The sequence below is a fragment of the Celeribacter halophilus genome, assembly GCF_900114135.1.
GTDB lineage: Bacteria > Pseudomonadota > Alphaproteobacteria > Rhodobacterales > Rhodobacteraceae > Celeribacter > Celeribacter halophilus.
Genome location: NZ_FORY01000012.1, coordinates 75,314 through 99,402 on the forward strand (window position 1 = coordinate 75,314; position 24,089 = coordinate 99,402).

Genomic DNA, 24,089 nt, shown 5'->3' on the forward strand with positions numbered 1-24,089 from the left:
ATCTTTCGCGTGCAAGCATATATGGGTCATATTGTTCCAAAAACAAGCCGTGACACGACTCAAATTCTATGCTGCAGTTGTCGTATAGCTTTTACAAAGCTGTATCCAAACAGAGAGGAGAAGACATGAGCTTGACGTCCCACATCGAGGAACTGAAGAAAAAGCATCAATCCCTCTCGGAGGCCGTTGAGACTGCTCAACGTTCGCCGGGTATCGACGCCCTTCGGATCGCTGACTTGAAGAAGCAGAAACTCCGCATCAAAGAAGAGATTGCGCGCCTGAGCACCACCTGACGCGACCTCTGCCCCTTGAACTGTCACGACCCGGTTTGGCGGCTGGCGAATGCGGCCAAACCGGCACCAGCGGTAATCAGAACTGCTGACAAGATAAGCGTTGCGCGAGGCTCTGCGATGCCCGCGCCGACGAGAACCAGCGTCGAGAGCAACGGTGCGGCATATGAGGCCGTCCCCAAGAGTTGGATGTTGCCGCGCTTGACCCCGATATCCCACACATAAAACGCGGCTCCTACGGGTCCGAGGCCGAGGGCGATCATGCTAAGCCAGCCCGCCTGCGACGAGGGCCAGACGGTCTCTTCCAGCGCGAGATGCGCGAGGAGGGACAGGACGGCAGTCGCCAGACAATAGACTGTGACCACCATGCTTGAGACCGATCCGAGCCGACGGGAGATGACCGAATAGCTTGACCATGTCAGCGCACAGGCGCTGGCCAGCAGGTAGCCTGTCATATGCCCTCCCGAAAAGGATGCGCCTTTGGCGACGATGAGCGCGGCGCCAACAAAGGACAGACCCGCCCCGACAAGATGCAGCGGGCGCAAGGTCTCTCCTGGAAGCAGGCCAGAAAACAGGACGATGAGCAAAGGCCAGAGATAGGCGATCAATCCGGCTTCGGCAGGGGGGGCGGCTTTGAGGGCCGAAAAGTAGAGAAAATGGTAGCCGAAAAGACCGACTGTTCCAAATGCGTAGATCGACAGCGGCACATTTTTCAGCTCATGCCAGCGTTTACTCGCGGTGGTCCATATCACCCCGATCGTTCCGCCAATCGCAAAGCACACAGCATTGAGTTGTAAGGCGGGGACTTCCCGTGCACCTACGGTGAAGAGGGCGAGAAGGGCCCAGAGCAGCACGGCGATAAAGCCGATGAATGTGGCGGTGCGTTTTGTCATAAAAGCACTAAGGCCAAAACATTGCTGTTGTGCAATCACAAATGGGCCGCAAAAACGCGGCCCATTTGTGTGAAAGTCATAGAGATTAACGATTGGTCAGGTCAGATACTGGCCGCCATTCGCGGTGATGGTCGAGCCGGTTATGAAGCCCGCGTCATCCGAGGCCAAAAAGACCACGCAGCGCGCAATATCTTCGGGTTCGCCCAAACGTCCGACCGGAATCGTGGAAATGATCGAGTCCCGGACTTTTTCCGGCACGGCCATAACCATTTCGGTCGCGATGTAGCCCGGGCAGATTGCGTTGACGGTGATGCCTGCGCGTGCGCCTTCTTGGGCCAGTGCCTTGGTGAAGCCGATGTCTCCGGCCTTGGCGGCGGAGTAGTTGACCTGCCCGAACTGGCCTTTCTGGCCGTTGATCGAACTGATGTTGATCACACGACCGAATTTCCGTTCACGCATGCCGGGCCAGAGCGGATGGGTCATGTTGAACACGCCGGAAAGGTTGGTATCCATGACCTCCTGCCACTGTTCGCGGCTCATTTTGTGAAACGGTGCGTCGCGCGTGATTCCTGCGTTGTTCACCAGAATATCGACGGGACCAAGGTCGGCTTCGACCTGCGCGATGCCATCGGCGCAGGCTTCGTAATCGGCCACAGACCATTTGTAGGTTTTGATGCCGGTTTCTTTCGTGAAGTGAGCTGCGGCTTCATCGTTGCCCGCATAGGTAGCGGCAACTTTATAGCCTGCGTCCTTCAGCGCCATAGAAATGGCAGCGCCAATTCCGCGCGATCCTCCGGTCACAAGAGCGACTCTGGACATGATACTCCTCCTCCTAGTAGGTTTTACTTGGCAATCTTGTTATCTAAAATATTCTGACGTCGCAACAATATTGCTTAATGGGTTCTGAATATTTTATGCAGCCGTCATGCCACTATCAGGGACGGATGAAGGGGCCATGACAGCCCCTTCACTAGATCAGTCGCGTTCGAGACAGACGGCAACGCCCATGCCGCCGCCAATGCAAAGTGTCGCAAGGCCTTTCTTGGCGTCGCGACGCTGCATTTCGAACAGGAGTGTGTTGAGGATGCGTGCGCCAGATGCGCCGATCGGGTGACCGATTGCGATGGCGCCGCCGTTGACGTTCACAATGGCCGGATCCCAGCCCATGTCTTTGTTTACGGCACAGGCCTGAGCCGCAAAGGCTTCGTTCGCTTCGACGAGGTCGAGATCTTCGGGCTTCCAACCCGCTTTCTCCAGCGCTTTGCGTGACGCATAGATCGGTCCCACGCCCATGATCGACGGGTCAAGGCCCGCGGTGGCATAGGACGCGATACGCGCAAGCGGCTGGATGCCGCGTTTTTCGGCGTTCTCGGCAGACATCAACAAAGCGCCCGCGGCCCCGTCGTTGATCCCAGATGCGTTCCCTGCGGTAACGGTGCCTTCCCGATCAAAGGCCGGACGCAATTTCTGCATGCTTTCAAGCGTCGCGCCGTGACGGATATATTCATCCTGATCGACAATGGTTTCACTCTTGCGGGATTTAACCGTAATCGGAATGATTTCGTCGGCGAATTTGCCCGCTTTCTGCGCTGCTTCGGCTTTGTTTTGGGAGGCGAGGGCAAATTCGTCCTGCATCTCGCGGGAAATTTGCCATTGCTCTGCAACATTCTCGGCGGTGATCCCCATGTGGTAGCCGTTGAAGGCATCCCAGAGCCCGTCTTTGATCATCGAATCGATGAATTTCATGTCGCCCATTTTGTGCCCTGTGCGCAGGTTGGCGACATGGGGGGCCATGGACATGTTTTCTTGACCGCCCGCACATACGATATCGGCATCGCCGAGCATGATGTGTTGTGCGGCAAGGGCAACGGTGCGCAGACCGGAACCGCAGACCTGATTGATGCTCCATGCAGCAGATTCTTGCGGCAGGCCTGCGTTTATGTGCGCCTGACGAGCGGGGTTTTGTCCCTGACCTGCGGTGAGAACTTGTCCGAGGATGGTTTCGGACACTTCGCTTTTGTCTATGCCCGCACGCTCGACAAGCGCTTCGAGAACGCGTGCCCCGAGCTCGTGGGCTGGGGTGTTGGCGAAGGCGCCGGAAAAGCTGCCGACAGCTGTCCGTGCTGCTGATGCGATAACGACATTGGTCATGATGATACTCTCTCTCCCGTAATGTTTGCGGGGAGATTGCCCAAATGATGCAAAATTTGCAACAAAGTTGCGCGACTCCCCGAGAAAGGTCTATGTTGCAGGCGCAGCATTTTCAACCTTCAATGGGATCATGAGGCGCTTTGTCACCGCAATCAAGTGTCTTGCCCCTAGCCGGCCTTGTGTTTTGTCTCCGGGCGTCGCCAAACAGGATCAATTGTTGCGGCGCCAAAATAGTGTCCCTGCATACAATCAACACCGATTTCCGTAAGATATTCGGCATCAGCGGTATTCTCGACAAATTCCGCAACCGTATACATGTCAAAATGCTTCGCGACCGAGACAAGTGCTTGAGTTAGAACCTGATTATCCGGATTGGATGCGACCCCTCGTATGAACCCTCCGTCGATTTTCACGATGTCGAAATAGAAATCCTTGAGATAGCGAAAGGCTGTATAGCCTGCGCCGAAATCATCAAGAGCAAAGGAAATGCCCATTGATTGCAGATCAGACATGAAAACAGAAACCAGATCGGGCATGACCATGGCCGAGCTTTCAGTGATTTCGAGGATGAGACGCTCTGCAATGGTAGGCCCTTTTGCGAGGCCCTCCGTAAGGGTCTGCTTCCAGCGCGGGTAGCCAATGGAGCGGGCGGACATGTTGATCGCGAGGCGAAGGTCGGGATGTTCATGAAGTGCCTGCAAACCGAGTTCCAGAGAGAGGCAGTCCAGAATACGCCCTGTTTCTGTGGTCTCGGCGACTTCAATAAATTCACGCGCGGGGATGACGCGTCCGTTTTGGTCGAGAACCCGAATGAGCGCTTCGTAAAAGGCGGGGCGGTCTGGGCGCAAAGTGTGCACAATGGGTTGATAGGCTAGCATCACGTGCTTTTTGTCGAGGGCCTCTTTCACCATATCCATGGTATGGCGATCCCGAGCGGCAATCGCCACGGAAAGCGGGCTTTCCAAATTGTTATTATCATAGAAAGAATCGTGCATCCAATCACCTTGTGTCGCTTACAGATTGCACCGTCGATTTTGGCGGGGATGTGATAATGATTGGTGAATGACGTGATTTGATGTGAAACTTTCGTAATTTTATGATGAATTTTTAACGCACTGATATTCAATTATAATTTTTTTGACGTTGAAAGGGTCTTTAGGAAATACATTAGATTTATATAAAATTTTTCTTTCAATTTGGCGGGATAAGTCTGCGGACAGCGACGCTACAAGGTGTTTTTGAAAAAAAACACAATGCGCACTTAGGCTTAATGAAATTGAAAGCATATTCTGGTTCCCTGTTTTCAATTGAACAACGGGAACTGACATGTCGCGACAAGATTTCACGTCCAGTAAGGTAACTTCAAAAGAAGAAGCCCCTTTTGACATCAATGAACTCTTTTTTTCGCGCACGGATGATCGTGGCGTTATTATATCCGGAAACGAGGTTTTCCGGCGTATTTCCGGATATACTTGGGATGAATTGGTTGGCGCGCCACATAAAATCATCCGTCATCCGGATATGCCCAAGGGCGTATTTTATATTCTGTGGGAGCGTCTCAAAAAAGGCCTCGCAACGGGAGCCTATGTTAAAAATCGCGCAAATGATGGTCGGCATTATTGGGTTTATGCCATCTTTTCTCCGGTGGATGGTGGTTATGTGTCCGTCCGGCTCAAACCGACGTCGTCGCTCTTTGAGAGTGTGATATCGCTTTATGCAGAGTCGTTTAATCGTGAACAGGAAGATGGTCTTTCGCCAGTGGAAAGTGCGGGAAATATTCGCGCGAAATTGCGTGATCTTGGTTTCCCGTCATATAGCGCATTCAGTTCCTATGCCGTTGCTCAGGAGGTGATAGCGCGGGCTGATGTGCTCGCCCGTGTTGAGGATGAGCGATTGCAAAGCCTTATACGTATTCTACCTGTTCTTGAGGCTCTCGACGAACAGCACGCATCGCTTTTTGCGTCTTTTGCAAAGACGAGAGGTATACCCTCAAACATGAGGATTGTGGCCTCACGACTCGAACCCGCTGGTGGACCCATTTCTGCGATTTCACAAAACTATCGTTTGATGTCTGATGAAGCCAGTACTCATCTGGGCAGTTTTCAGGGAGACGATGGTTCTCAGAGCTTGCCTGCCGCGGTGGCGAAGAAAGTGTATGGGGCACTTTTTATGATGGCTGCTTCATCCATACAATGTGAGGTGAAAAACGTTGCTGCAGAGGGTCTTGTGTCAGGCGTTGAAGCAGATGGTTTTCAAGGTGAAGTGGATATTTTGGACCAGTTATCCGAAGGCTATATGGCGGAATCACGTAGCGTATTACAATCCGTTTGCAGTGAGGCGATGGCTTTGGCGAGATCTGCGAAAGATCTGCGTCAACTGGTGACAGGTTTGGACTCAATTCGCGTTTTGTGTCGCGTCGAGGCGGGGCGACTGAGTGCGCAATCTGTGGCGCTGACGCCAGTGATTAATCAACTCGACCGATTCCACGTCGAAATTGACAGCACCTTGGAACAAATTTTGACGCTTGCGGACAAGGTTGCAGCTATGATCGAGACGTCAATGGCGCGCAGTTTTAATTGCCCTCTTGATAAGCTTCCGGCAGCTGAGAGGAATCTGTCTCAAGTATATGCGTGATGATGGCCTGTGCGGAGGGGGAAAACCATTCGGCATCTCCGGTCATACGTGCGATCTCTTTACCTTCGGGCGAAATCAGGATGGACACCGGCAGACCGAGCACCCCCATATCGCGCGCCATTGCGCCTTTGCTGTCCAAACGCACAGGCAAGTGTTCGACGCCTGCTTTTTCAAAGAAGCTTTTGATCGCAGGCAGCGGGTTATGTCCTGTTGCAATCGGCAATACGGTCAACCCTTGGTCCCCAAATGCGCCCGAAAGCGCATCGAGTGCGGGCATTTCCTTGCGGCAGGGCGCACACCACGTCGCCCAAAAGTTCAACAGCACGAATTGCCCCTGATAATCCGCGAGGGTTTCTTCGTTGCCGTCGATGTCGGTGAAGCTCAGAGTGCTGACCTCTTTCGGGGCACTATGAAAACCCAGCTTCATCATACTGCCTTCGCGCAACGCTTCGGCCCCTTCAAGATCAAGCGCGGTCGCAGGAATTGCGCCGAGGCTCAGGGCCGTATAAAGGATTGCAGCAATCAGTTTTTTCAACATGTGGGACACGTCCATGACCGAAAAGAAATCAAACGCGATGTGGGGCGGCCGGTTCGCTGCCGGACCTGACGCCATCATGGAAGCCATCAATGCCTCCATTGATTTCGACAAGCGGCTGGCCTCCCAAGATATCGCAGGCTCACGCGCCCATGCCTTGATGCTTTCAAAACAGGGCATCATTACCGATACAGATGCTGAGGCCATTCGGGAAGGCCTTCTCACGGTATTGTCAGAGATTGAGGCCGGAGAATTTACCTTTTCCACCGCTCTTGAAGACATCCACATGAATGTCGAGGCCCGCCTCAAGGAAATCATCGGTGATGCCGCAGGGCGTTTGCACACGGCGCGTTCGCGCAATGATCAGGTGGCGACGGATTTCAAACTCTGGACGCGCGACCAATTCGATGCGGCGATTTCCGATGTCGAGGCGTTGATCCGTGCTTTGATTGCTCAGGCAGAAGAGGGGGCCGATTGGGTTATGCCCGGCTTCACCCACCTGCAAACGGCGCAGCCCGTGACATGGGGCCATCACATGATGGCCTATGTGGAGATGTTGGGGCGTGACCTGTCGCGCTTCAAAGATGCGAGGGCGCGGATGAATGAAAGCCCGCTCGGTTCCGCAGCTCTGGCGGGCACAGGCTTTCCGATTGACCGGCATATGACGGCAGAGGCTTTGGGTTTTGACCGTCCGACCGCGAACTCTCTGGATGCTGTTGCGGACCGGGACTTCGCACTCGAATTTCTGTCCTGTGCCTCGATCTGCGCCATGCACCTGTCTCGGTTCGCAGAGGAACTTGTGATCTGGTCCTCCGCGCAATTCCGCTTTGTGACCTTGTCGGATCGTTTCTCGACAGGTTCGTCCATCATGCCGCAAAAGAAAAACCCTGATGCAGCCGAATTGATCCGCGCCAAAATTGGCCGCATTTTCGGTGCCAATGTTGCGTTGATGACGGTGATGAAGGGGTTGCCACTGGCCTATTCCAAAGACATGCAGGAAGACAAGGAACAGGTCTTCGATGCCGCTGACAACCTCATGCTGGCGCTCGCGGCGATGACGGGCATGGTGTCTGACATGACGGCGAATATCGACAATTTGCGTGCGGCTGCGGCCTCCGGCTTTTCGACGGCGACGGATCTGGCCGATTGGCTGGTGCGTGAGGCGGGGCTGCCCTTCCGCGATGCGCACCATGTGACTGGCGCATTGGTGGCGATGGCGGAGAAAAAAGGCTGCGATCTGCCCGATTTGACGCTTGAGGACATGAATTCCGTTCACGAAGCGATCACAGAAGGCGTTTATGATGTCTTAACGGTTGAAAACTCGGTCGCGTCTCGGACAAGCTACGGGGGAACTGCGCCCGCGCAAGTGCGTGCGCAAATCAAGCGTTGGAAAGAGGTGCTCGGATGAAACCCGTTATTGCCGCCCTGTTCGTTGTTCTGGGCCTTAGCGCCTGTGGCGTCGATGGAGAACCCTCCAAACCTGAAATCAGCGCCAGAACAACTGTAGGCGTGAACTCCGGTTCCGGCGGCTACACAGACACCGAACTCAACATCCATATTCCGCTCAACTGAGCCGCGACAAGGCAATCCACATGGACCATTTTCTCTATAAAAACGGCGTGCTTCATGCCGAAGACGTCTCCGTGTCCGAAATTGCGGCGCAGGTCGGGACACCGTTTTACGTCTATTCCGCAGCCACGCTGACACGGCATTTCAAGCTGTTCGACGAGGCTTTGGAGGGCATGGATCACCTTGTCTGTTTCGCCATGAAGTCGAATTCGAACCTCGCGGTTTTGAAACTCATGGGCGAGTTGGGCGCGGGGATCGACGTGGTCTCCATTGGCGAATATCTCAAGGCCAAAGCTGCCGGATTGCCCGGTGATCGCATCGTGTTTTCGGGGGTTGGCAAAACTCGCTGGGAAATGCGTCAGGCGCTTGAGGGCGGGATTCGTCAGTTCAATGTGGAAAGCGAACCCGAACTCGAGGCTCTGAACGAGGTTGCGACCGCTCTCGGCGTCAAAGCGCCCATTGCGCTGCGGGTCAATCCGGATGTGGATGCCAAGACCCATGCGAAAATCGCAACGGGAAAATCCGAAAACAAATTCGGCATTCCGATTGCCACCTGCCGCGACGTCTATGCGCGCGCCGCAGCAATGGAGGGGATCGATGTTGTCGGGATCGACGTGCATATCGGGTCGCAACTGACGCAGCTTGAGCCGTTTGAACTGGCGTTCACCAAAGTCGCGGAACTGACCGAAGCATTGCGGGCCGACGGGCACAATATCCGTCGTCTCGATCTGGGCGGCGGGCTTGGCATTCCTTACGAGCGCTCAAACGAAGCTCCGCCTTTGCCTGTCGAATATGGCGATATGATCCGCCGCACCGTGGGCCATCTGGGTTGCGAGATCGAGATCGAGCCGGGGCGTCTGATTTCGGGAAACGCGGGGATTCTCGTGTCTTCCGTGATCTACCTCAAACACGGCGAGGGGCGTGACTTCCTGATTGTTGATGCTGCGATGAACGATCTGGTGCGCCCGTCGATGTATGATGCCTATCATGACATTGTGCCGGTTGAGGAACCCGTTGCGGGGGCCGAGCAAGCTCCGGTGGATGTCGTCGGGCCGATTTGCGAAACGGGCGATACCTTTGCCAAGGGACGCAACATGCCCGCTTTGGGAGAGGGTGATCTCGTCGCATTCCGGTCCGCTGGCGCTTATGGGGCCGTGATGGCGTCTGAATACAATTCGCGCCCTTTGGTGCCCGAGGTCTTGGTGAAGGACGATCAATTCGCTGTCATCCGCGCACGTCCGAGCTTTGACGAGATGATAAACCGCGATACCATCCCTGTGTGGCTCTGACCTGCTCGCCAAGTGGTGCAGGGTGGCGGCGAGTCGAGAAGCTTAACGAGCTGTAAAGCGAGATGTATGGACCCTGAGCACGGACCCACCGACAGCCTTGATCGCCCCCTTGCCCGCAGGGTGAAGGTGGCTTTGCTGCTGACCGGAGCGGGGCTGGTGCTTGAACGCATTGCGCTGGCCTTCTGGCCGCTGATCTCGCTGTTTTTCTTCGCTGCGGGGCTGTTGATGCTGGGCGTTCAGGACGCTCTGCCGATATGGGGCCTTCGGGCGGGGCTTGCGCTTTACGGGATTGCCGCGCTCCTGTCGCTGGTTCTTGGTCTGCGGGCGATACATCTACCACGCAAAGCCGAGGTCGTGACCCGCGTTGATGCGCATTTGCCGGGGCGACCGCTACAGGCGCTGTCCGATACGGTTCTGGTCGGGGCTGGGGATGCGGCTTCGGAGACGCTTTGGGAGCGGCATCGCCAGCGTATGATTGCACGGCTCGCGACGGTCCGCCCCGTCGCCCCAAACATCCGTCTGGCTCCTCGTGATCCCCTTGCTTTGCGTCTTGTCGCGTTGACAACTCTTGGTATGGGGTTGCTCTTCGGTTCGGTTGAGCGTGTGGGATATCTCACGAGTCTCCAAGGGCGTGGCGAAGAGATTGCTACGGGCCCGATCTGGGAGGGCTGGGTGCGTCCGCCTGCCTATTCCGGCAAGCCCACGCTTTATCTGGGTGACCTCGATCCGAATTTCGATGTGCCCAAAGGGGCGGATGTGATGCTGCGGTTTTACGGGGACGATGGTGTTTTGACGCTGCGCGAAACCGTGTCGGGCGACACGGAGATACGTCCTGATTTCCGGATCCGGCAGTCGGGGGAAATCGAGATTGATGGCCCTACAGGCCGGCTTTGGGAGGTTGCGCTTCAGCCGGATGCCCCGCCTGTGGCGGAGTTGGTCGGGCCAATGACCCGCGCCCCGTCCGGCGAGGCGCGTCAGGATTTCCGCCTGTCCGATGATTTCGGGGTCAGTCGCGCCATATTGACGATCTCGCGCGACGTTGAAGCGGTGGAGCGACGCTACGGCTATGTTTTGCCGCCAGAGCCGCGTGAGGATATTTCCGTGCCCGTCATGCTACCGCAGACCGGAGATCGGCGCGAAATCGAAGGCCGGATTGCCGAAAACCTTGCCCAGCATCCGTTCGCGGGGCTTCCTGTGCGGTTGTCCTTGAGCGCTTGGGACGAGGCTGGGCAGGAAAGCAGCGAGGCGTTGGGCGAAAGCATCCTGCCGACGCGCCGGTTCTTTGACCCGCTGGCTGCAGCTTTGGTGGATCAGCGGCGTGAATTGCTGTGGAACCGAGAGAATGCGCCGCGCACGGCGCAGGTCTTGCGCGCAATCTCTGTCAATCCGAGCGAAATGTTTGACGAGATGACGAGCTATGTCCGCTTGCGCGAAGTGATCGGCCAGCTTGAGGGGCGTGACGGTCGGTTGACGGATGAGCAGGTCGACACCATTGCCGCCACGCTTTGGGATATTGCGCTAGAGCTTGAAGATGGTGAGTTGAAAGAGGCTTTGGCGCGGCTGCATCGGGCGCAGGAGCGTCTGAGCCAAGCCATGCGTGACGGGGCCACGCCTGAAGAGATCGAAAACTTGATGCAGGAATTGCGCGAGGCGACCCGTGATTACATGCAGCAACTGGCCGAACAGCAAGGTCCGGACGCGGACGACACGGACACGCCGGACCAAGGTCAGGATCAGGGGCAGGAGATCACGCAGGACCAGCTGCAACAATTGATGGATCGCATTCAGGAGTTGATGGAGCAGGGCCGTATGGCCGAAGCACAGCAGCTTATGGATATGCTGGCTGAAATGCTCGAAAACATGCGGGTCACACAAGGCGAGGGGCAGGGCCAAGGCAGCGAGGGGATGCAGGGCCTGCAAGATACGCTGCGCGACCAGCAGCAGTTGAATGACGATACGTTCTCTGATTTGCAGGAGCAGTTTGGCCAGAATTCGCCCTCGCAAGGTGGCGATCAGCAAGGCGATGAGCCGGATGGAGATGCGCAGGGCGGGGCGGAGGCTGGTGGAGAAGGCGCGGAGCAATCGCTGTCCGAGCGCCAGCGCGCCTTGCGGGAAGCCTTGCGCGAACAGCGGCGCAATGTCCCCGGTGGCGGAGGCGGAGAAGACAGTGTCGGCAGTGCGCTTGATCGCGCGGATCGGGCGATGGAGGAGGCCGAAAGAGCGTTGCGCGAGGGGGATCTCTCCGGCGCACTTGACGGGCAGGCCGAGGCGATGGAGGCCCTGCGTGACGGGATGCGTCAACTTGGTGAACAACAAGCACAATCGCAGCAAGATCAGGACGGCCAGCCCAATGACGGATCAGAGACGCAAGGCCGCGATCCGCTGGGCCGCACGCCGGGCGGCATGGGGCGTCTTGGCACGGATGAAGAATTTTATGAAGGCGAGGATGTCTATCGTCGCGCCGAGGAGCTTCTGGACGAAATCCGTCGCCGCACCGAAGATCGGGAGCGCACGGCGGAAGAGCGCGATTATCTCAACCGGCTGCTGGATCAGTTCTGAGAGGTTTGTCGATTTAGGAGCCGCTGAGCTGGCCTAAAAGTGCATTCAGCCGCGTGCTGGCGGCTGACAAGGTTTGGTCGAGCCAGCCACGGAAACCGTTCGCCATATGGACGTAGGTTTCCATCACTCCGGCCAGAGCGGGCACTTTTGCCGCGATCAGAGGCGAGAGGATATAGAGCGCCACGAGGAAGACCGCGATCAGCACCAGCGTCAGGAAGACGGTGCGGAAACCGGAGCGCTCCGCGCGCTCGCGGCGGGTGTCTTCATCGGGCACTGTGCCATCGTCATCGCGTTCCGAAGCGGCGCTCAGGGTGGAGTTGATTTCCTCGATATCAGGCAAGAGATCGCGACGTTTGCCGGTGGCCGCAGCCACTCCGCCTGCCACAAGGCCGGGGTCCGCCGGGTCAAGCCCACGCAGCCGCGCCATGCGTTCACGCAGGCTCTTCTTGGCTGAGTCCTGTGCGGGTTCTTCCAGTCCCAAGTCGGGCTGGGTTTCAATCGTCTCGCCTTCTGTCTGGCGCATCGCGTGATCGAATTCGACCTCGGCACGCAAGATGTCCCGCACGCTGTCCTTGAGCGCGACGCTGCTCTGTGGCGCGGTGTCTTGTGCGGGAGGCGGGAGATCCTCGCTGTCTTCGATCTCGTATTCCGGTTCGGATGCCGATATGGATATTGCGTCCTGCTCCGCTTCCAACGCCGGTTCAGGGATATCTACAGGCTCGGGAACAATTTCCGGCTCGGGGTCAAGCTCTGGTTCGATGGCAGGTTCCGGCTCTTGAGCGGTCGTAGGCACATCTACGTGAAACTCTTCGGCCGCAGGCTGGACCACGGCGGTTTCAGGAGGGGTTTCTGTAAGAGAGGCATCTTCGTCCGGAATTTCATATCCCAGTTCTTCCGCCAGTTCCTTGTCCAGATGGGCGGGCTGCTGAAACCATGTGTGCCCGCAGTTTGAACATTGAACATCTCGCCCCGTGTCAGGAATGACACGTGAATCAACTTCGTATTGAGCTCCGCAATTCGGACATATCAGCCGCATAACTTCCCCTGCCACACGTTATCTGCGCACGCTCCCCCATGCTGACTGCGCGATTTTCTGCAATTCTTAACGTGAATTAGCAGATTGTCCATATTTTTGCGACAGTTGCATTGAAAGGTTTTGACCAGTGAGGCAAAACTGTCGCGAAGAAGCGACAGGGGTTCGCAGAGGTGACATGTGATAGAGTTTCATGAGGCAGGCTACGGCTACGGTGGGCGGGAGCTATTGACAGAAATGTCCCTGACGCTTGCGCCGGGGTCTTTCCATTTTCTGACGGGGCCTTCAGGGGCAGGCAAAACAACATTTCTCAAACTGTGTTATCGCGAACTTCAGGCCACGGCCGGTCGGGTATCGATCTTTGGTGAAGATACGCGCCAGATGGAGCGGGACGAGGTGGCGAACCTGCGTCGGCGCATCGGTGTGGTGCATCAGGATTGCCAATTCCTTGACCACCTCAGTCTCGTCGATAACGTTGCCCTGCCGCTGTCCGTTTCCGGTCGTGAGCGAGACGAGCGTGATCTGGAAGACCTGCTGAATTGGGTCGGGCTGTCGGAACAGGCCAAAGCCCATCCACCGGAACTGTCGGGCGGGGAACGTCAGCGTGCGGCTTTGGCGCGTGCGGTGATCATGTCGCCGGAAGTCATTCTTGCGGATGAGCCGACAGGCAACGTGGACTGGGAAATGTCGCTGCGTCTTTTGCAGCTTTTGATCGAATTGAACCGGATGGGGAAAACGGTGGTGATCGCCACGCATGACCTGCATCTGATTCGTCAGGCCAAAGCGCAAGTGCAGGCGCGGGTGTTGCGCATCTCCAACCGGCGTATTCAGCAAGCGGGGGCGGATCTGTGAGAACCATTGTCTTGTCCTTCCTGAGTTTTCGCGAAAGCCCATCGGGACGTGTTGTGCCGCCTTCGGGCTTTACGGCACAACTGACCGTGATAACGGCGGCGGCGATGGCCTTTCTGGCGGTTTTTGCATTGGCGCTGTCGATGGCCACCGGACGTTTGGCGGATCGCTGGGGGACGGAGCTTGCGCGCGGTTCGACCGTGCGTATTTCGGCGCCTTCCGATCAGATCGAGGCCCAAACCGCTGCGGCGCTCAAGGTGCTTGAGACAACGCCCGGAGTGGCGGAGGCGCGGCGCTTGGGTGCCGAAGAGGAAACTGCGCTTCTGGAGCCGTGGTTCGGCCCTGACCTGCCGCTCGACACCTTGTCTTTGCCGGTCTTGATTGACGTTCAGGAAACACCTGACGGATTTGATGCAGAAGGGCTGCGTCTCAGGTTGGCGGGGGAGGCCCCCGGTGCCGTTCTCGACGATCATAGCCGTTGGCGGCGGCCCTTGGTACGCGCGGCGGAGCGGCTGCGCCTGTTGGGGGTTATTTCTCTGCTTTTGATTGCGGGGGTAACTGGTGGTATGATCACGCTGGCGGCCAATGCGGCCTTGGCGGCGACGGCGCAAGTGATCCGGACCTTGCGTCTTGTGGGGGCAACGGACCGTTTTATTGCCAGCGCCTTTGTCCGCCGTTTCACCTTGCGCGGGCTTTCCGGCGCCGTAATCGGGACGTTTTGCGGTATGATCGCCATCGCGCTTTTGCCGAAGGCAGACGAAGCGGGTGGTTTTCTGACGGGGCTGGGATTCTCCGGCGCACAATGGCTCTGGCCGCTTTTGATCCCGCTACTCGCTGCGATTGTAGCCTATGTTGCGACCCGTGTGGCCGCGACCCAAACCCTGCGAAGGTTGATGTGATGCCCTATCCGATCCAGTGGTTTTTATCTTTGGTTTTCGTGATCCAGATGTATCTGGTCATGTTCGTCATGGCGATTTTCTTTACACCGCTGTCGGCGCTCAATCGCGATTGGGCCTTTACGGCGGTTCACACCTATTGCCATTGGGTGCGGTTTTCGGCGCGTTGGCTGGTCGGGCTGAAATCCGAGATCCGAGGCGAGGTGCCCACCGATGAGGTGTTGATTGGAGCCAAGCATCAGAGCTTTTTCGACATTATCCTGATCGTTTCGGCCGTTCCACGTCCGAAGTTCATTATGAAAAAGCAAATCGTCTGGACCCCTATCGTGGGGTATTTCGCCAAACGTATCGGTTGTGTTCCTGTTGATCGCGGCAAACGTGGTTTGGCGATCAAAAAAATGATTTCAGGTGTGAAGTCCGGCGCAACGCTTCCTGGTCAGTTAATCATCTTCCCGCAAGGCACCCGTGTCGCGGCGGGTGCGCATCTGCCTTATAAAATTGGCACGGGCGTGCTCTATGAGCAAACCGGCCAGGACCTTGTGCCAGCGGCGACCAATGTGGGTGTGTTCTGGCCGCGTCACGGCATCTACCGCAAGCCAGGTCTGGCGGTGGTAGAGTTCTTGCCGCGGATTAAAGCGGGCCGTGAGATGAAAGACGTTATGTCGGAACTGGAGCAGGTCGTTGAGACCGCGTCTGATCGCCTTATGGTAGAGGCCGGTTTCGAGTTGCCGCCGAAGTCCTGATGTCAATTTTGTGCGGTCTTATGCTGGCAAGGCACCTTGTGCGGTAACTTGATGTCCTTGGCACTTTCTCGGAGCATTTAGAAATAACTTCGGACAAGGGCGCTGGACAGAAGTGACCAACCGTCGGACACAACAAAAAACGCTAGTTTGAACGGAAGAGAGACGATCGCGGGCGGGACCATCATCATGCCCATCGACATCAAAATGGCGGACACGACCAAGTCGATGATGAGAAACGGCAAAAAGACGAGAAATCCGATTTGAAACGCGCGCTCGACTTCGGAAAGCAGAAATGACGGCACGAGCAAGGAGAGAGGGGCGTCCCGCGACACGCCGTTGACGGTGCTGAAATCATCACGAAGTTCTTTCAGTTGCTGAAACGTGTCGGGGTCAATGCGGTTGGACATGAAGCCCCGGAACGGATCAATGGAGAGAGAAAATGCCTGTTCGAGAGGGATGTCTCCATTCACATATGGCTGTATTCCCGTCGTCCAGCTCTCGGTGAACACAGGCTCCATAACGTAATAGGTCAGAAACAGGGCCAGACTGATCATCAACATGTTTGGCGGGGACTGTTGCAAGCCGATCGCCTGTCTCAAAATCGACAGAACCGTGACGATGAACGGGAAACATGTGAGTGTTATGGCAATGCCGGGGGCGATGCTGAGAATGGTGATGAGCAGCAGAAGTTGGATGGACCGCGCCGACAACGATCCATCCGCCCCAAGATCCAAAGTCATGGATTGCGCGTTGGCCGGTTCGCTGACCAACAAGAGGATGAGGGCCAGAACGGACAGAAAGATTGAAGGACGCATCAAGTTTCACAATCCGTTTTTCAGATCGGCCACTTCGGTAAGGCGCACAGCCAGCTGCCCGGCTTGGCCACCTTCCATTTCTTGTAGCTCCCCGCGGGCGATGAGTTTGTCGCCGATGTAGAGTTCGACAGGGTCTTCGATGTTCCGGTCAAGAGGAAGGACACTGTCGCTTTGCAGTTTCAATAGATCCTTCACGAGAGGCCGCGCCTTTCCGACAGATATCGTGATTTCGATCGGAACTTGAGAAAACGTATTTTTTATATTGTTTTCAGTCTGTTCAACCATAATTTATGGCCTCCTCGTTCAGAGCGTATACAGCATCAATGGCTTTCATGATCTTTTCTACAGTCGCATCCATATCGATCTTTTTCTCAAGCCCGCCCATCTGTAGATAGACTTGGCCATCTGCGAGGCTCGGCTCCTCCATGATGTCCAATGGAATGGTTAAGGAGTCGTCAATGAGGCGCTGAATTGCGGGTCGGGATGCAGGAGAAACCACAATTTTTATCGGCGAATCCGATGCGACCTCAGCCATCGGCAGAAGCTCTTCAACAATTTTTTGTCCAAGGGTCTCACTCACCAGTTGGGGTAGCACCTTGCTGGTCATTTCCTTGAGCAGCGGTTCAAGTGCCTTCATGATATGCGCGCGGGCTTCGTGGAATGTGAAGCTCAGGTCTTGCAAATTCCGCGCAAACTCGGCGCCAATGCGGGTCTGTTGCTCGCTTTCGGCGCGCGTGGCGTCATCCCACCCCGCTTTGTATCCTTGCTCATAGGCGGCCATTCTCTTGGCTTCTATTTCCTCCTCAGTCGGAACTGGCGGTGTGGCTGCGCCGTCTGTATCTCGCTGTGTTAAAGGGAGCTGGGACGCCGGTTGTGATGTGACGCTGAAGTCTTCGAGGGGGAATTGCGTGGTCATCAGGCGTTCTCCTCAGCGTCTTCCATCCAGCCGCGCAAGATTTCGACGGTTTCCTCTTGTCGGTCTTCAATGAGCTTTTTGAGGCGCTTTACCGGATCGCTTGGCGTGCCGATGTCATCGTCTTCGAAATCAAAGTCCGAGACGACACCCATAGTGGGCAACTCAAACCCGTTTTCCGAGATCTCTCCGTCCAACGCCGGTGTTGAAGGGGACGGCAAGTCCGGCATTGGTATCGTGGCAGGCAAGCTTTCAGGCGTATTCACATCCGAGGCATCCACAGGCGGGAGTGCGGGGGCAGGTTTAGCCAGAATGGGGCGCAAAACGAAGAGACCTAGAATGAGTGTCACAATGGCCAGAACTGCCAATTGTATGATCGACATGGGATCAATATTCATGGGGGGAAGCAGAGAGCTTTGTGCTTCGGCCCCTTCAACAAGCAAGGGCTCGAACTCCATGGTTTTTAGCGTGATCTGATCGCCGCGCTCTTCGTTGAAGCCAATAGCTGATGCAACCAAATCGCGTAGAGCAGAGATCTCTTCATCGCTTCTCGGCGTCCAGGAAACCTCTTGTGTTTCGGGGTTGATTGTTCTGATGCCGTCGACCAAGACCGCCACGGTCAAGCGTTTGATCGCACCAGGCCCCCGTTGAATTTCGCGACGTGTCTCCGAAACCTCGTAATTGATGCGTTCACGGGTTTCGCTGTTGCTTGTGCTCGAATCACCATTTGTAGCGCTGGTATCATCCGGCAGGTTGGAGGCAACCGTCACGGCGCCGCGACCGCTCCCTTGCGAGGAATTGCTGCGTTCTTCTGTTTCCGAACTGATTGCAACGCGGCTCTCGGGTTCAAAATGACGTTCGATAATGGATTCCCTATCGGTTTCCGTTTCAATGGAAACTTCGACGACAGCCTTGCCTGCGCCAACACGTGCTTCAAGAAGCCGTTGCACATTTCGACGCATTTCTTCGGCGCGATCTGTGTTGCCAGAAGTTCCCGTTGTCGGGTCTTCACCCGTGATCACAACGCCAGTGCGACCGTCGATGACTGAGACATTTTCAGGGGCGAGACCCGCGACAGCGGAGGACACAAGATACCGGAATGCGTTTGCCTGATCGGTTGATATTGACCCGCTCACAGCGGTGACCGTGACAGAAGCCGAGGCTGCTATTTCCCGTTGAAAGGGCTGCGACGAAGGGTTTGCAATGTGAACGCGTGCAAACTTGATTTTTTGAGACGAGAGAATCGTTCGAGCCAATTCGCCTTCTTTTGCGCGCCAATATGCGGCGTCAAACATTTGTGACGTTGTTCCGAACCCCGACAGGGAATCAAGCAACTCGTATCCCCCTATGGAATTGGCGGGGAGCCCCTCGGATGCCAATGTCATACGCAATTCATCGCGCATATCGGCCGGCACAAAGATCGCGCCGCCGCGAATCTCATGCGGGACACCTTGTGCTTCTAGAGATTGCACAACCTCACCGGCTGCTCCTGTTTCAAGTCCGGAATACAGAAGAGACATTGATGGCTTTGCCGCCAGTCGAGACAAGCCGATGATTGCGACGAACATCAATACAGTTGCGCCAACGACAATGACGCGGCGATTGATATCTAAATTGGACCACACAGAAAGAATCTGTTGCAAGACGACACTCCTTGAATGCGTGAGCTTCTGCTCCCGTCTGTTCATAGAAATGCCTGATCCGTCTTAATAATTGGTTAGCTAGATTCAGGATAAAACGGATTCGGAGAAAAATTCTGGATGGACTTATGGCTGAAGAAGAACAGCTCAAAAGTGGAGCCAATAAAAAAGCGAAACTCTCTATGCTCTTGGGGGTGATTTTGATGCTCGCCCTCGGAGGAGGCGGTTTTTTCCTTGTGTATTCGGGGGCGCTGTTTCCACCTGATGAAGGCCGCTCCGGGAAAGGCAGTTCTACTGTTGATGGGGGGAGTGTGACGCCTCTGCCCAATGTGGCTTTTGTTCCGATAGATCCGCTGATCGTCAATCTGGTGGATACGTCTGGGCAGAACCGCCATCTGCGCTTTCAGGCGCAATTGGAAGTGCCGACACAATATAAGCAGGAGGTGGAGACATTGCTTCCGCGTCTGGTTGATGTGTTGAACGGATATTTGCGCGCTGTCGAAGTTTCCGAATTGGAAAGTCCATCTGCACTCGTTCGTTTGCGCGCCCAGATATTGAGGCGCTTGCAGATTGTCGCCGGTGAAGGACGTGTCAATGACGTTCTCATTATGGAATTCGTTATAAATTGAGGACTTCGTCATGGAGCTTATCGCAGACATTCTTATGATTTCTGGAACATTGGCCGTTGCTTTATATTGCATGGTTTTGGCCCGACGTTTGAGCCGGTTCACGGACCTTGAAAAAGGGGTTGGCGGTGCCATCGCTGTCTTGTCCGCTCAGGTGGATGACATGACGAAAACGTTGACCAAGGCGCAAAAAACTGCGGCGGGGTCTGCGGGAAGGTTGGGAAGCCTTACAGAGCGGGCTGAGGATGTCTCCCGTCGTATGGAGCTTCTTATTGCATCCATGCACGATTTGCCTGAAGGCCCGGCGCCAGTCGAGACGTCTCGCCAGCCTGAGGCAGAGGAGCAATCCGAGCAGGAGACATTTTTTCTGAGCCAAAGAGGACGAGTTGAGGCTGCGGAATGAAGCAAGTTACAAAACCGAGCAAGAAAATGTTTCGGAACGTTCGATCCGGACGCGGTGCACTTTGGATTATTGCAATGATCTTTGGTGTTTCTGCGATGCTTCGGGTTGCTTCGGGAACGGGAGCCGCAATCGCACGTGAAATGTCGGAATTGTCTCGTGACGATATGGCGGAGGGGCAAGAGGTCGAAGCTTGTTATTCTGATGAAGAAACGGCTGATTTGATTGCTGCTTTGCTGGAGCGTGAACAAAAAGTTGAAGAACAGGAGTTCTTTCTCGCCCAAAAGATGAAAACCATTGAATTGGCCCGCGAGAAAGCTCTGGAGAACCTGTCTGCGCTTGAGGAAGCGGAGGCGCGCCTGCAGGCCACTATGGCGCGTTCTCAGACTGCGGCAGAGGATGATCTGGCCAAACTGACAGCCGTTTATGAGGCGATGAAACCGAAAGAAGCTGCTGAACTCTTTGAGGCAATGTCTCCGGAGTTTGCGGCGGGATTTTTGGGTCGGATGCGTTCTGATGCGGCTGGTGCAATTCTAGCCGGACTTGATCCGGAAACTGCCTATACAATTTCTGTTATTTTGGCAGGACGAAATGCAAATGCGCCGCGCGAATAATCTGGTGGATAAACTTTCTTAAGAGGTTTGTGACAGGTTGACCCTGTTGCTACGCAGACGTGAGGAAAGAGAATGATCGGTATCGTTGGAATTTTGCTGATCTTTATCATGGTGTTTGGTGGATATGCCGCCGCTGGTGGTAAAATCGCTATCATTATGAAATCTTTGCCCTTCGAATTCATGATGATCGGAGGCGCGGCCACGGGGGCATTTGTTATTTCCAATGATCTGTCGGGGATCAAGCATACGCTCAAAGATATCGGGAAAGTTTTCAAGGGGCCTAAATGGAAGCCCGAAGACTATAAAGACCTTTTGTGTTTGCTTTTTGAGCTAATTCGTCTGGCGCGTCAGAATCCGGTTGCTCTTGAGGAACATATCGAAGCCCCTGAGAATTCGCTCATATTCTCGAAATATCCTAAAATTCTCGCAGATAAAGAGGCAATTGCTTTGATTTGTGATACTTTGCGGTCGGCCTCTATGAGCTACGATGATCCGCATCAGGTTGAGGAGGTGCTGGAAAAGCGGCTTGAAGCGAACCTTCACCATGCACTGCACTCCTCACATGCGATGACCGCAATTAGTGACGCTTTGCCGGCTCTTGGCATTGTGGCTGCGGTTTTGGGGGTCATCAAAACAATGGCTTCTATTGATCAACCACCAGAAATATTGGGAAAAATGATCGGCGGCGCTCTCGTCGGCACCTTTCTTGGTGTATTTCTTGCTTATGGTATCGTAGGTCCGTTTGCGCGCAAAATGAAGGATGTGATTGAAGAGGACGGGCATTTCTACAATCTGGTTCGCGAAGTTCTTGTGGCTAACCTGCACAATCACGCAACGAATATTTGTATTGAGGTCGGACGGCAGAATACGCCCGGTCGATATCGTCCAAGTTTCTCGGATTTAGAAGAAGCGCTTAAAGAAGTTAAATCGGAGGCGGCATGATCCGGATTCTGGGTTATATTCTTGGTCTTGCTCTGATGCCACAGGTTCTGTTTGCGGAAGTCATAACTGTGCGTTCCGGCGAGCATGCAGGGTTTTCGCGTCTTGTGATGCAGTTTTCGGCAAAGACAGACTGGGCATTCGGTCGGTCAGAGCAGGGCTATGAGTTTCATGTGCCGGATGAAGATATATATTTCGACACAAGTGCTGTTTTTCAAAGGATTCCACGTCAACGTATTGCAAACGTAAAGGGTGGCAATGCTTATCTTCAGGTGGTCATTCCGGAAAATGTTCATGCAGATGTATTCGAGCTGCGCGAGGGACGTGTGGTTATTGATATAAAAGACGGTGCGCCCGATGCATCGTCGGAATTTGAGCAGCCTTTGATTGACCATGTAAATGGCGATGAAACAGTTCTCTCTCCCTTAGAGGGGGGTGAGGGGAAGGACGCTGTGTCGGTGCCTGTTGCTCCTGATATTATAATTTCGGGGGAAGGAGACGACGGTTTTGTTTCTGCCGCAGATGAGTGGGTATCCGATGAAGAACTGATTGGGGAGGCCGATAGAAATTTTCCTTTAGACGGAGGCCGCTTTCAGAAAAATAAAGCATCAAATGCTCTTTTGGATGCGGAGGATGCGTTCAGTGAGAACCTTGATGATGTAAGCGACTTGGAGCGTAGGTTGCTTGAGCAGATCGGGCGCGCTGTCTCGCAAGGATTGTTAGAGCCGGAGGTGTCGCAAGCTGATCGAGCTGAAAATGGGACAATCGAGCCTCAAGAGGAGGCAGTGTCAGCGGATAGTGGCAACCGCGAAACTATAATATCGGAGGAGGACACTGTAGAACTATCCCACATACATATTCAGTCTTCGATGGACCGCGAACGGGGTGGTGCCTCGGAGCTGAAGATTATTGAAGGAAGTCGGTCTATTTGTTTGGATGACCGCCAAGTTCAAATTTCACAGTGGGGGAGGGCTGTGGAAGATGGCCAAAGCTTATCTCATTTGCGAGCAAAAATTCTCGGTGAGTTTGATCGACCGGATCCCAAAGGCATTAGAGATCTTGCGCGATATTACCTTTATTTGACTTTCGGAGCGGAAGCCAAATCTGTGTTGCGTGATTTCGGTGTCAAAGTGGAGGGGCACGACATTCTTTGGGCCATGGCGGACATCATGGACCAAAGCTTTACAGAGGTTTCCAGTCCGTTATCTCATCAGTTCCAGTGCGATACATCTGTGGCTCTTTGGTCAGTTTTGTCTAAAAAGGCACTTGATCCGGATGAAGACTATAACATGAATAGTATTCTATCGACATTTTCAGCATTGCCATTCCATCTGCGACGACATCTTGGCCCGATATTATCGGATCGTTTCCTTGCAATTGGAGATACGGAGAGCGTGCAATACATTCAAAATGCGATGCTGCGCGGAATCGAACGTCAGAGCGATGCGTCTGTCTTACTGAACGCAAAGTTGGCTCTTGCGGAGGGGGACTTAAAGTCCGGTGAGGATAAACTTAAATATATTATTGCAGAAAATGGCGCATATGCTCCGGAAGCGCTTGTTAAACTAATTCAATTGAAAGCTAAGGATGGCGAGGAAATTGATGAAAGTATTGCAGAAACAGTTGAAGCGTTTGCGGTTGAGTTCCGTGGTGACCCCTTCGAAGGAAAGCTACAAGAGGCAGCGATCTTAGCTCAAATCTATTCGGGAAAACCGGATGTCGCGGTTGAGAAGGTTTTTGCCCTAAAGCAGGAGGAAGGGTCAGATAATCTAGACCTTACGAATCTTACCTCCCGCGCTCTTGAAACGCTGGCTCAGGCCCCAGATGATACTTTGTTTTTAAAGACTATTTGGCAGCACAAGGATGGCATATCTCAAGCGGACTTCTCAAATAGCGCGCGCCTTGCGGTCTCAAGGCGCTTGCTGGATCTTGGGTTTTTCCAACAATCCTTGGAGTTTATGCCTGAAGCTGATGGCCTGATGAGTGATGATGCCAAAATATTATTAGCTGAAGCGTTCTATGGCATTGGAGATATGCAAAACGCGTTGAAATATGCGCTAGACGTTGATCATGAAGAGTCGCGGGAAATTGCAGCGAAAGCATATTTTTATCTAAACGATATTGAGAAAGCGGCAGAGCTTTTAAAAAGCAACCCCATTGATGCTGAGCGGGAAACCTTCGCCTTGCTTGCAGAGGATTGGGAGAGCCTCGTTGAGGCGAATTCACCGAGCATGTCCAATTTTGCAAATGTAATGAAAGATGGAGGTTTCGCGCTCAATGAGGAAAAGAGCGGTAAAAAACCGTCTCTTGCATCCGCTGAAGCTATCGTCGCTTCAAGTCAAAGAGCGAGGGAAATGTTCGAAGATGTGACCTGCCCCCCATCGGCCCCTCGTTCATAATGAGAGTCTGCGGGTTTGATTTTGATAATCATGGATTTCGGTTTGGGCAAGCGCGCCGTGCGCGGAGCCCTCAAATTGCTCAAGCGCTCGGCGCGCCTGCAGTGGCGTTTGGTTTCCAAGTGATGAGTGCGGCCTGACGGCATTGTAGTCGTATCGCCAAAGGGCCAGCTTCCGCCGCGCTTCGTCCAGAGTGTCGAATATCTCCTCATTCAACAACTCGTCGCGCAGACTGCCATTGAAGCTTTCGATAAAGGCATTCTGCTGTGGCTTGCCTGGGTCAATGTAATGCCAAGGCACCTCGT

General features: G+C 54.6%; 25 protein-coding genes. 14 read left to right on the top strand and 11 right to left on the bottom strand.

All coding sequences use genetic code 11. The annotated features are described in order from the left end of the window. Positions 1–125: 125 nt before the first annotated feature. Positions 126–293 carry a YdcH family protein gene (locus BM152_RS13100; protein WP_074914289.1) on the top strand — a complete coding sequence of 56 codons (168 nt, stop codon included), beginning with the start codon at positions 126–128 and terminating at the stop codon, positions 291–293. A gap of 23 nt (positions 294–316) precedes the next feature. Here BM152_RS13100 and yddG read toward each other — a convergent pair whose 3' ends face one another. The 4 genes from yddG to BM152_RS13120 form a co-directional block, all read right to left on the bottom strand. Beyond that, positions 317–1,183, bottom strand: coding sequence for an aromatic amino acid exporter YddG (gene yddG, locus BM152_RS13105; protein ID WP_066600599.1), 867 nt, complete (start codon positions 1,181–1,183; stop codon positions 317–319). Between the two features lie 96 nt (positions 1,184–1,279). Next, entirely contained in the window at positions 1,280–2,002 is a 723-nt protein-coding gene (gene phbB / locus BM152_RS13110; protein ID WP_066600602.1) for a beta-ketoacyl-ACP reductase, read from the bottom strand. A 156-nt stretch (positions 2,003–2,158) separates the two neighbouring features. Beyond that, entirely contained in the window at positions 2,159–3,334 is a 1,176-nt protein-coding gene (locus BM152_RS13115; RefSeq protein ID WP_066600607.1) for an acetyl-CoA C-acetyltransferase, read from the bottom strand. 167 nt (positions 3,335–3,501) lie between these two features. After that, complete coding sequence (locus tag BM152_RS13120) at positions 3,502–4,329, bottom strand: EAL domain-containing protein (protein ID WP_066600610.1); 828 nt, start codon at positions 4,327–4,329, stop codon at positions 3,502–3,504. Positions 4,330–4,660: 331 nt separating this feature from the next. Here BM152_RS13120 and BM152_RS13125 point away from each other — a divergent pair, with 331 nt between their 5' ends. Further along, a complete protein-coding gene (locus BM152_RS13125) occupies positions 4,661–5,968 on the top strand; it encodes a PAS domain-containing protein (RefSeq protein ID WP_074914293.1) in 1,308 nt (435 codons plus the stop codon). Here BM152_RS13125 and BM152_RS13130 read toward each other — a convergent pair. Next, complete coding sequence (locus BM152_RS13130) at positions 5,907–6,506, bottom strand: TlpA disulfide reductase family protein (protein ID WP_066600619.1); 600 nt, start codon at positions 6,504–6,506, stop codon at positions 5,907–5,909. The genes BM152_RS13125 and BM152_RS13130 overlap by 62 nt on opposite strands. A gap of 13 nt (positions 6,507–6,519) precedes the next feature. Here BM152_RS13130 and argH point away from each other — a divergent pair, with 13 nt between their 5' ends. The 4 genes from argH (at position 6,520) to BM152_RS13145 (ending at position 11,920) form a co-directional block, all read left to right on the top strand. Next, on the top strand, positions 6,520–7,911 hold the full coding sequence (gene argH, locus BM152_RS13135; RefSeq protein ID WP_066600714.1) for an argininosuccinate lyase: 1,392 nt from the start codon (positions 6,520–6,522) through the stop codon (positions 7,909–7,911). Then, positions 7,908–8,075: a hypothetical protein gene (locus tag BM152_RS19290; protein WP_170125653.1), complete on the top strand. Its 168-nt coding sequence runs from the start codon at positions 7,908–7,910 to the stop codon at positions 8,073–8,075. The genes argH and BM152_RS19290 overlap by 4 nt, the downstream gene beginning before the upstream one ends. A 20-nt stretch (positions 8,076–8,095) precedes the next feature. Further along, complete coding sequence (lysA, locus tag BM152_RS13140; RefSeq protein ID WP_066600623.1) at positions 8,096–9,361, top strand: diaminopimelate decarboxylase; 1,266 nt, start codon at positions 8,096–8,098, stop codon at positions 9,359–9,361. A 66-nt stretch (positions 9,362–9,427) separates the two neighbouring features. After that, positions 9,428–11,920 (top strand): DUF4175 domain-containing protein, encoded by a 2,493-nt coding sequence (locus BM152_RS13145; RefSeq protein ID WP_066600636.1) that lies wholly within the window; start codon positions 9,428–9,430, stop codon positions 11,918–11,920. 13 nt (positions 11,921–11,933) lie between these two features. Here the strand turns inward: BM152_RS13145 and BM152_RS13150 are convergent, their stop codons facing one another. Beyond that, positions 11,934–12,956, bottom strand: a complete 1,023-nt coding sequence (locus tag BM152_RS13150; protein ID WP_066600641.1) for a zinc-ribbon domain-containing protein — start codon at positions 12,954–12,956, stop codon at positions 11,934–11,936. A 177-nt stretch (positions 12,957–13,133) separates the two neighbouring features. Here BM152_RS13150 and BM152_RS13155 point away from each other — a divergent pair, with 177 nt between their 5' ends. From BM152_RS13155 to BM152_RS13165, 3 genes are read left to right on the top strand one after another with little or no spacing between them, the layout of a single operon-like run. Beyond that, positions 13,134–13,805, top strand: coding sequence for a cell division ATP-binding protein FtsE (locus tag BM152_RS13155; protein WP_074914296.1), 672 nt, complete (start codon positions 13,134–13,136; stop codon positions 13,803–13,805). After that, positions 13,802–14,701, top strand: coding sequence for a cell division protein FtsX (locus BM152_RS13160; protein ID WP_066600649.1), 900 nt, complete (start codon positions 13,802–13,804; stop codon positions 14,699–14,701). The genes BM152_RS13155 and BM152_RS13160 overlap by 4 nt, the downstream gene beginning before the upstream one ends. Further along, entirely contained in the window at positions 14,701–15,441 is a 741-nt protein-coding gene (locus tag BM152_RS13165; RefSeq protein WP_066600650.1) for a lysophospholipid acyltransferase family protein, read from the top strand. Before BM152_RS13160 ends, BM152_RS13165 begins: the two co-directional genes overlap by 1 nt. 77 nt (positions 15,442–15,518) lie before the next feature. On the opposite strand, the gene fliP is transcribed toward BM152_RS13165, so the two are convergent. The 4 genes from fliP to fliF are packed head-to-tail and all read right to left on the bottom strand — an operon-like array spanning position 15,519 to position 18,857. Beyond that, positions 15,519–16,256: a flagellar type III secretion system pore protein FliP gene (gene fliP, locus BM152_RS13170; protein ID WP_066600653.1), complete on the bottom strand. Its 738-nt coding sequence runs from the start codon at positions 16,254–16,256 to the stop codon at positions 15,519–15,521. Between the two features lie 6 nt (positions 16,257–16,262). Beyond that, entirely contained in the window at positions 16,263–16,541 is a 279-nt protein-coding gene (locus BM152_RS13175) for a FliM/FliN family flagellar motor switch protein (protein ID WP_066600654.1), read from the bottom strand. Further along, positions 16,534–17,172, bottom strand: a complete 639-nt coding sequence (locus tag BM152_RS13180; protein ID WP_066600657.1) for a FliH/SctL family protein — start codon at positions 17,170–17,172, stop codon at positions 16,534–16,536. Before BM152_RS13180 ends, BM152_RS13175 begins: the two co-directional genes overlap by 8 nt. Further along, on the bottom strand, positions 17,172–18,857 hold the full coding sequence (fliF, locus tag BM152_RS13185) for a flagellar basal-body MS-ring/collar protein FliF (protein ID WP_066600666.1): 1,686 nt from the start codon (positions 18,855–18,857) through the stop codon (positions 17,172–17,174). Before fliF ends, BM152_RS13180 begins: the two co-directional genes overlap by 1 nt. Before the next feature lie 80 nt (positions 18,858–18,937). Here fliF and BM152_RS13190 point away from each other — a divergent pair, with 80 nt between their 5' ends. The 5 genes from BM152_RS13190 (at position 18,938) to BM152_RS13210 (ending at position 23,787) form a co-directional block, all read left to right on the top strand. Then, a complete protein-coding gene (locus tag BM152_RS13190; protein ID WP_066600669.1) occupies positions 18,938–19,438 on the top strand; it encodes a flagellar basal body-associated FliL family protein in 501 nt (166 codons plus the stop codon). A gap of 10 nt (positions 19,439–19,448) precedes the next feature. Further along, positions 19,449–19,838 carry a hypothetical protein gene (locus BM152_RS13195; RefSeq protein ID WP_066600671.1) on the top strand — a complete coding sequence of 130 codons (390 nt, stop codon included), beginning with the start codon at positions 19,449–19,451 and terminating at the stop codon, positions 19,836–19,838. Next, positions 19,835–20,449, top strand: a complete 615-nt coding sequence (locus BM152_RS13200) for a MotE family protein (protein WP_066600673.1) — start codon at positions 19,835–19,837, stop codon at positions 20,447–20,449. The genes BM152_RS13195 and BM152_RS13200 overlap by 4 nt, the downstream gene beginning before the upstream one ends. 72 nt (positions 20,450–20,521) lie before the next feature. Then, entirely contained in the window at positions 20,522–21,391 is an 870-nt protein-coding gene (gene motA / locus BM152_RS13205) for a flagellar motor stator protein MotA (RefSeq protein ID WP_066600676.1), read from the top strand. Then, the gene (locus BM152_RS13210; RefSeq protein WP_066600679.1) at positions 21,388–23,787 is read left to right on the top strand and encodes a hypothetical protein; all 2,400 of its coding nucleotides are present in this window, start codon (positions 21,388–21,390) and stop codon (positions 23,785–23,787) included. The genes motA and BM152_RS13210 overlap by 4 nt, the downstream gene beginning before the upstream one ends. Here the strand turns inward: BM152_RS13210 and BM152_RS13215 are convergent. Continuing rightward, positions 23,782–24,089, bottom strand: a 308-nt coding sequence (locus tag BM152_RS13215; RefSeq protein WP_139222504.1) for an integrase core domain-containing protein, incomplete at its 5' end; no start/stop codon positions are given. The two genes, BM152_RS13210 and BM152_RS13215, sit on opposite strands and share 6 nt — an antisense overlap.

Coding starts and splice junctions, on each gene's coding strand:
- BM152_RS13100 (WP_074914289.1), top strand. CDS start 126: ATGAGCTTGACGTCCCACATCGAGGAACTGAAGAAAAAGCATCAATCC.
- fliP (WP_066600653.1), bottom strand. CDS start 16,256: ATGCGTCCTTCAATCTTTCTGTCCGTTCTGGCCCTCATCCTCTTGTTG.
- BM152_RS19290 (WP_170125653.1), top strand. CDS start 7,908: ATGAAACCCGTTATTGCCGCCCTGTTCGTTGTTCTGGGCCTTAGCGCC.
- BM152_RS13115 (WP_066600607.1), bottom strand. CDS start 3,334: ATGACCAATGTCGTTATCGCATCAGCAGCACGGACAGCTGTCGGCAGC.
- BM152_RS13150 (WP_066600641.1), bottom strand. CDS start 12,956: ATGCGGCTGATATGTCCGAATTGCGGAGCTCAATACGAAGTTGATTCA.
- BM152_RS13120 (WP_066600610.1), bottom strand. CDS start 4,329: ATGCACGATTCTTTCTATGATAATAACAATTTGGAAAGCCCGCTTTCC.
- BM152_RS13195 (WP_066600671.1), top strand. CDS start 19,449: ATGGAGCTTATCGCAGACATTCTTATGATTTCTGGAACATTGGCCGTT.
- motA (WP_066600676.1), top strand. CDS start 20,522: ATGATCGGTATCGTTGGAATTTTGCTGATCTTTATCATGGTGTTTGGT.
- BM152_RS13130 (WP_066600619.1), bottom strand. CDS start 6,506: ATGTTGAAAAAACTGATTGCTGCAATCCTTTATACGGCCCTGAGCCTC.
- BM152_RS13145 (WP_066600636.1), top strand. CDS start 9,428: ATGGACCCTGAGCACGGACCCACCGACAGCCTTGATCGCCCCCTTGCC.
- yddG (WP_066600599.1), bottom strand. CDS start 1,183: ATGACAAAACGCACCGCCACATTCATCGGCTTTATCGCCGTGCTGCTC.
- phbB (WP_066600602.1), bottom strand. CDS start 2,002: ATGTCCAGAGTCGCTCTTGTGACCGGAGGATCGCGCGGAATTGGCGCT.
- argH (WP_066600714.1), top strand. CDS start 6,520: ATGACCGAAAAGAAATCAAACGCGATGTGGGGCGGCCGGTTCGCTGCC.
- BM152_RS13210 (WP_066600679.1), top strand. CDS start 21,388: ATGATCCGGATTCTGGGTTATATTCTTGGTCTTGCTCTGATGCCACAG.
- BM152_RS13175 (WP_066600654.1), bottom strand. CDS start 16,541: ATGGTTGAACAGACTGAAAACAATATAAAAAATACGTTTTCTCAAGTT.
- BM152_RS13200 (WP_066600673.1), top strand. CDS start 19,835: ATGAAGCAAGTTACAAAACCGAGCAAGAAAATGTTTCGGAACGTTCGA.
- BM152_RS13165 (WP_066600650.1), top strand. CDS start 14,701: ATGCCCTATCCGATCCAGTGGTTTTTATCTTTGGTTTTCGTGATCCAG.
- fliF (WP_066600666.1), bottom strand. CDS start 18,857: ATGAACAGACGGGAGCAGAAGCTCACGCATTCAAGGAGTGTCGTCTTG.
- BM152_RS13180 (WP_066600657.1), bottom strand. CDS start 17,172: ATGACCACGCAATTCCCCCTCGAAGACTTCAGCGTCACATCACAACCG.
- lysA (WP_066600623.1), top strand. CDS start 8,096: ATGGACCATTTTCTCTATAAAAACGGCGTGCTTCATGCCGAAGACGTC.
- BM152_RS13190 (WP_066600669.1), top strand. CDS start 18,938: ATGGCTGAAGAAGAACAGCTCAAAAGTGGAGCCAATAAAAAAGCGAAA.
- BM152_RS13125 (WP_074914293.1), top strand. CDS start 4,661: ATGTCGCGACAAGATTTCACGTCCAGTAAGGTAACTTCAAAAGAAGAA.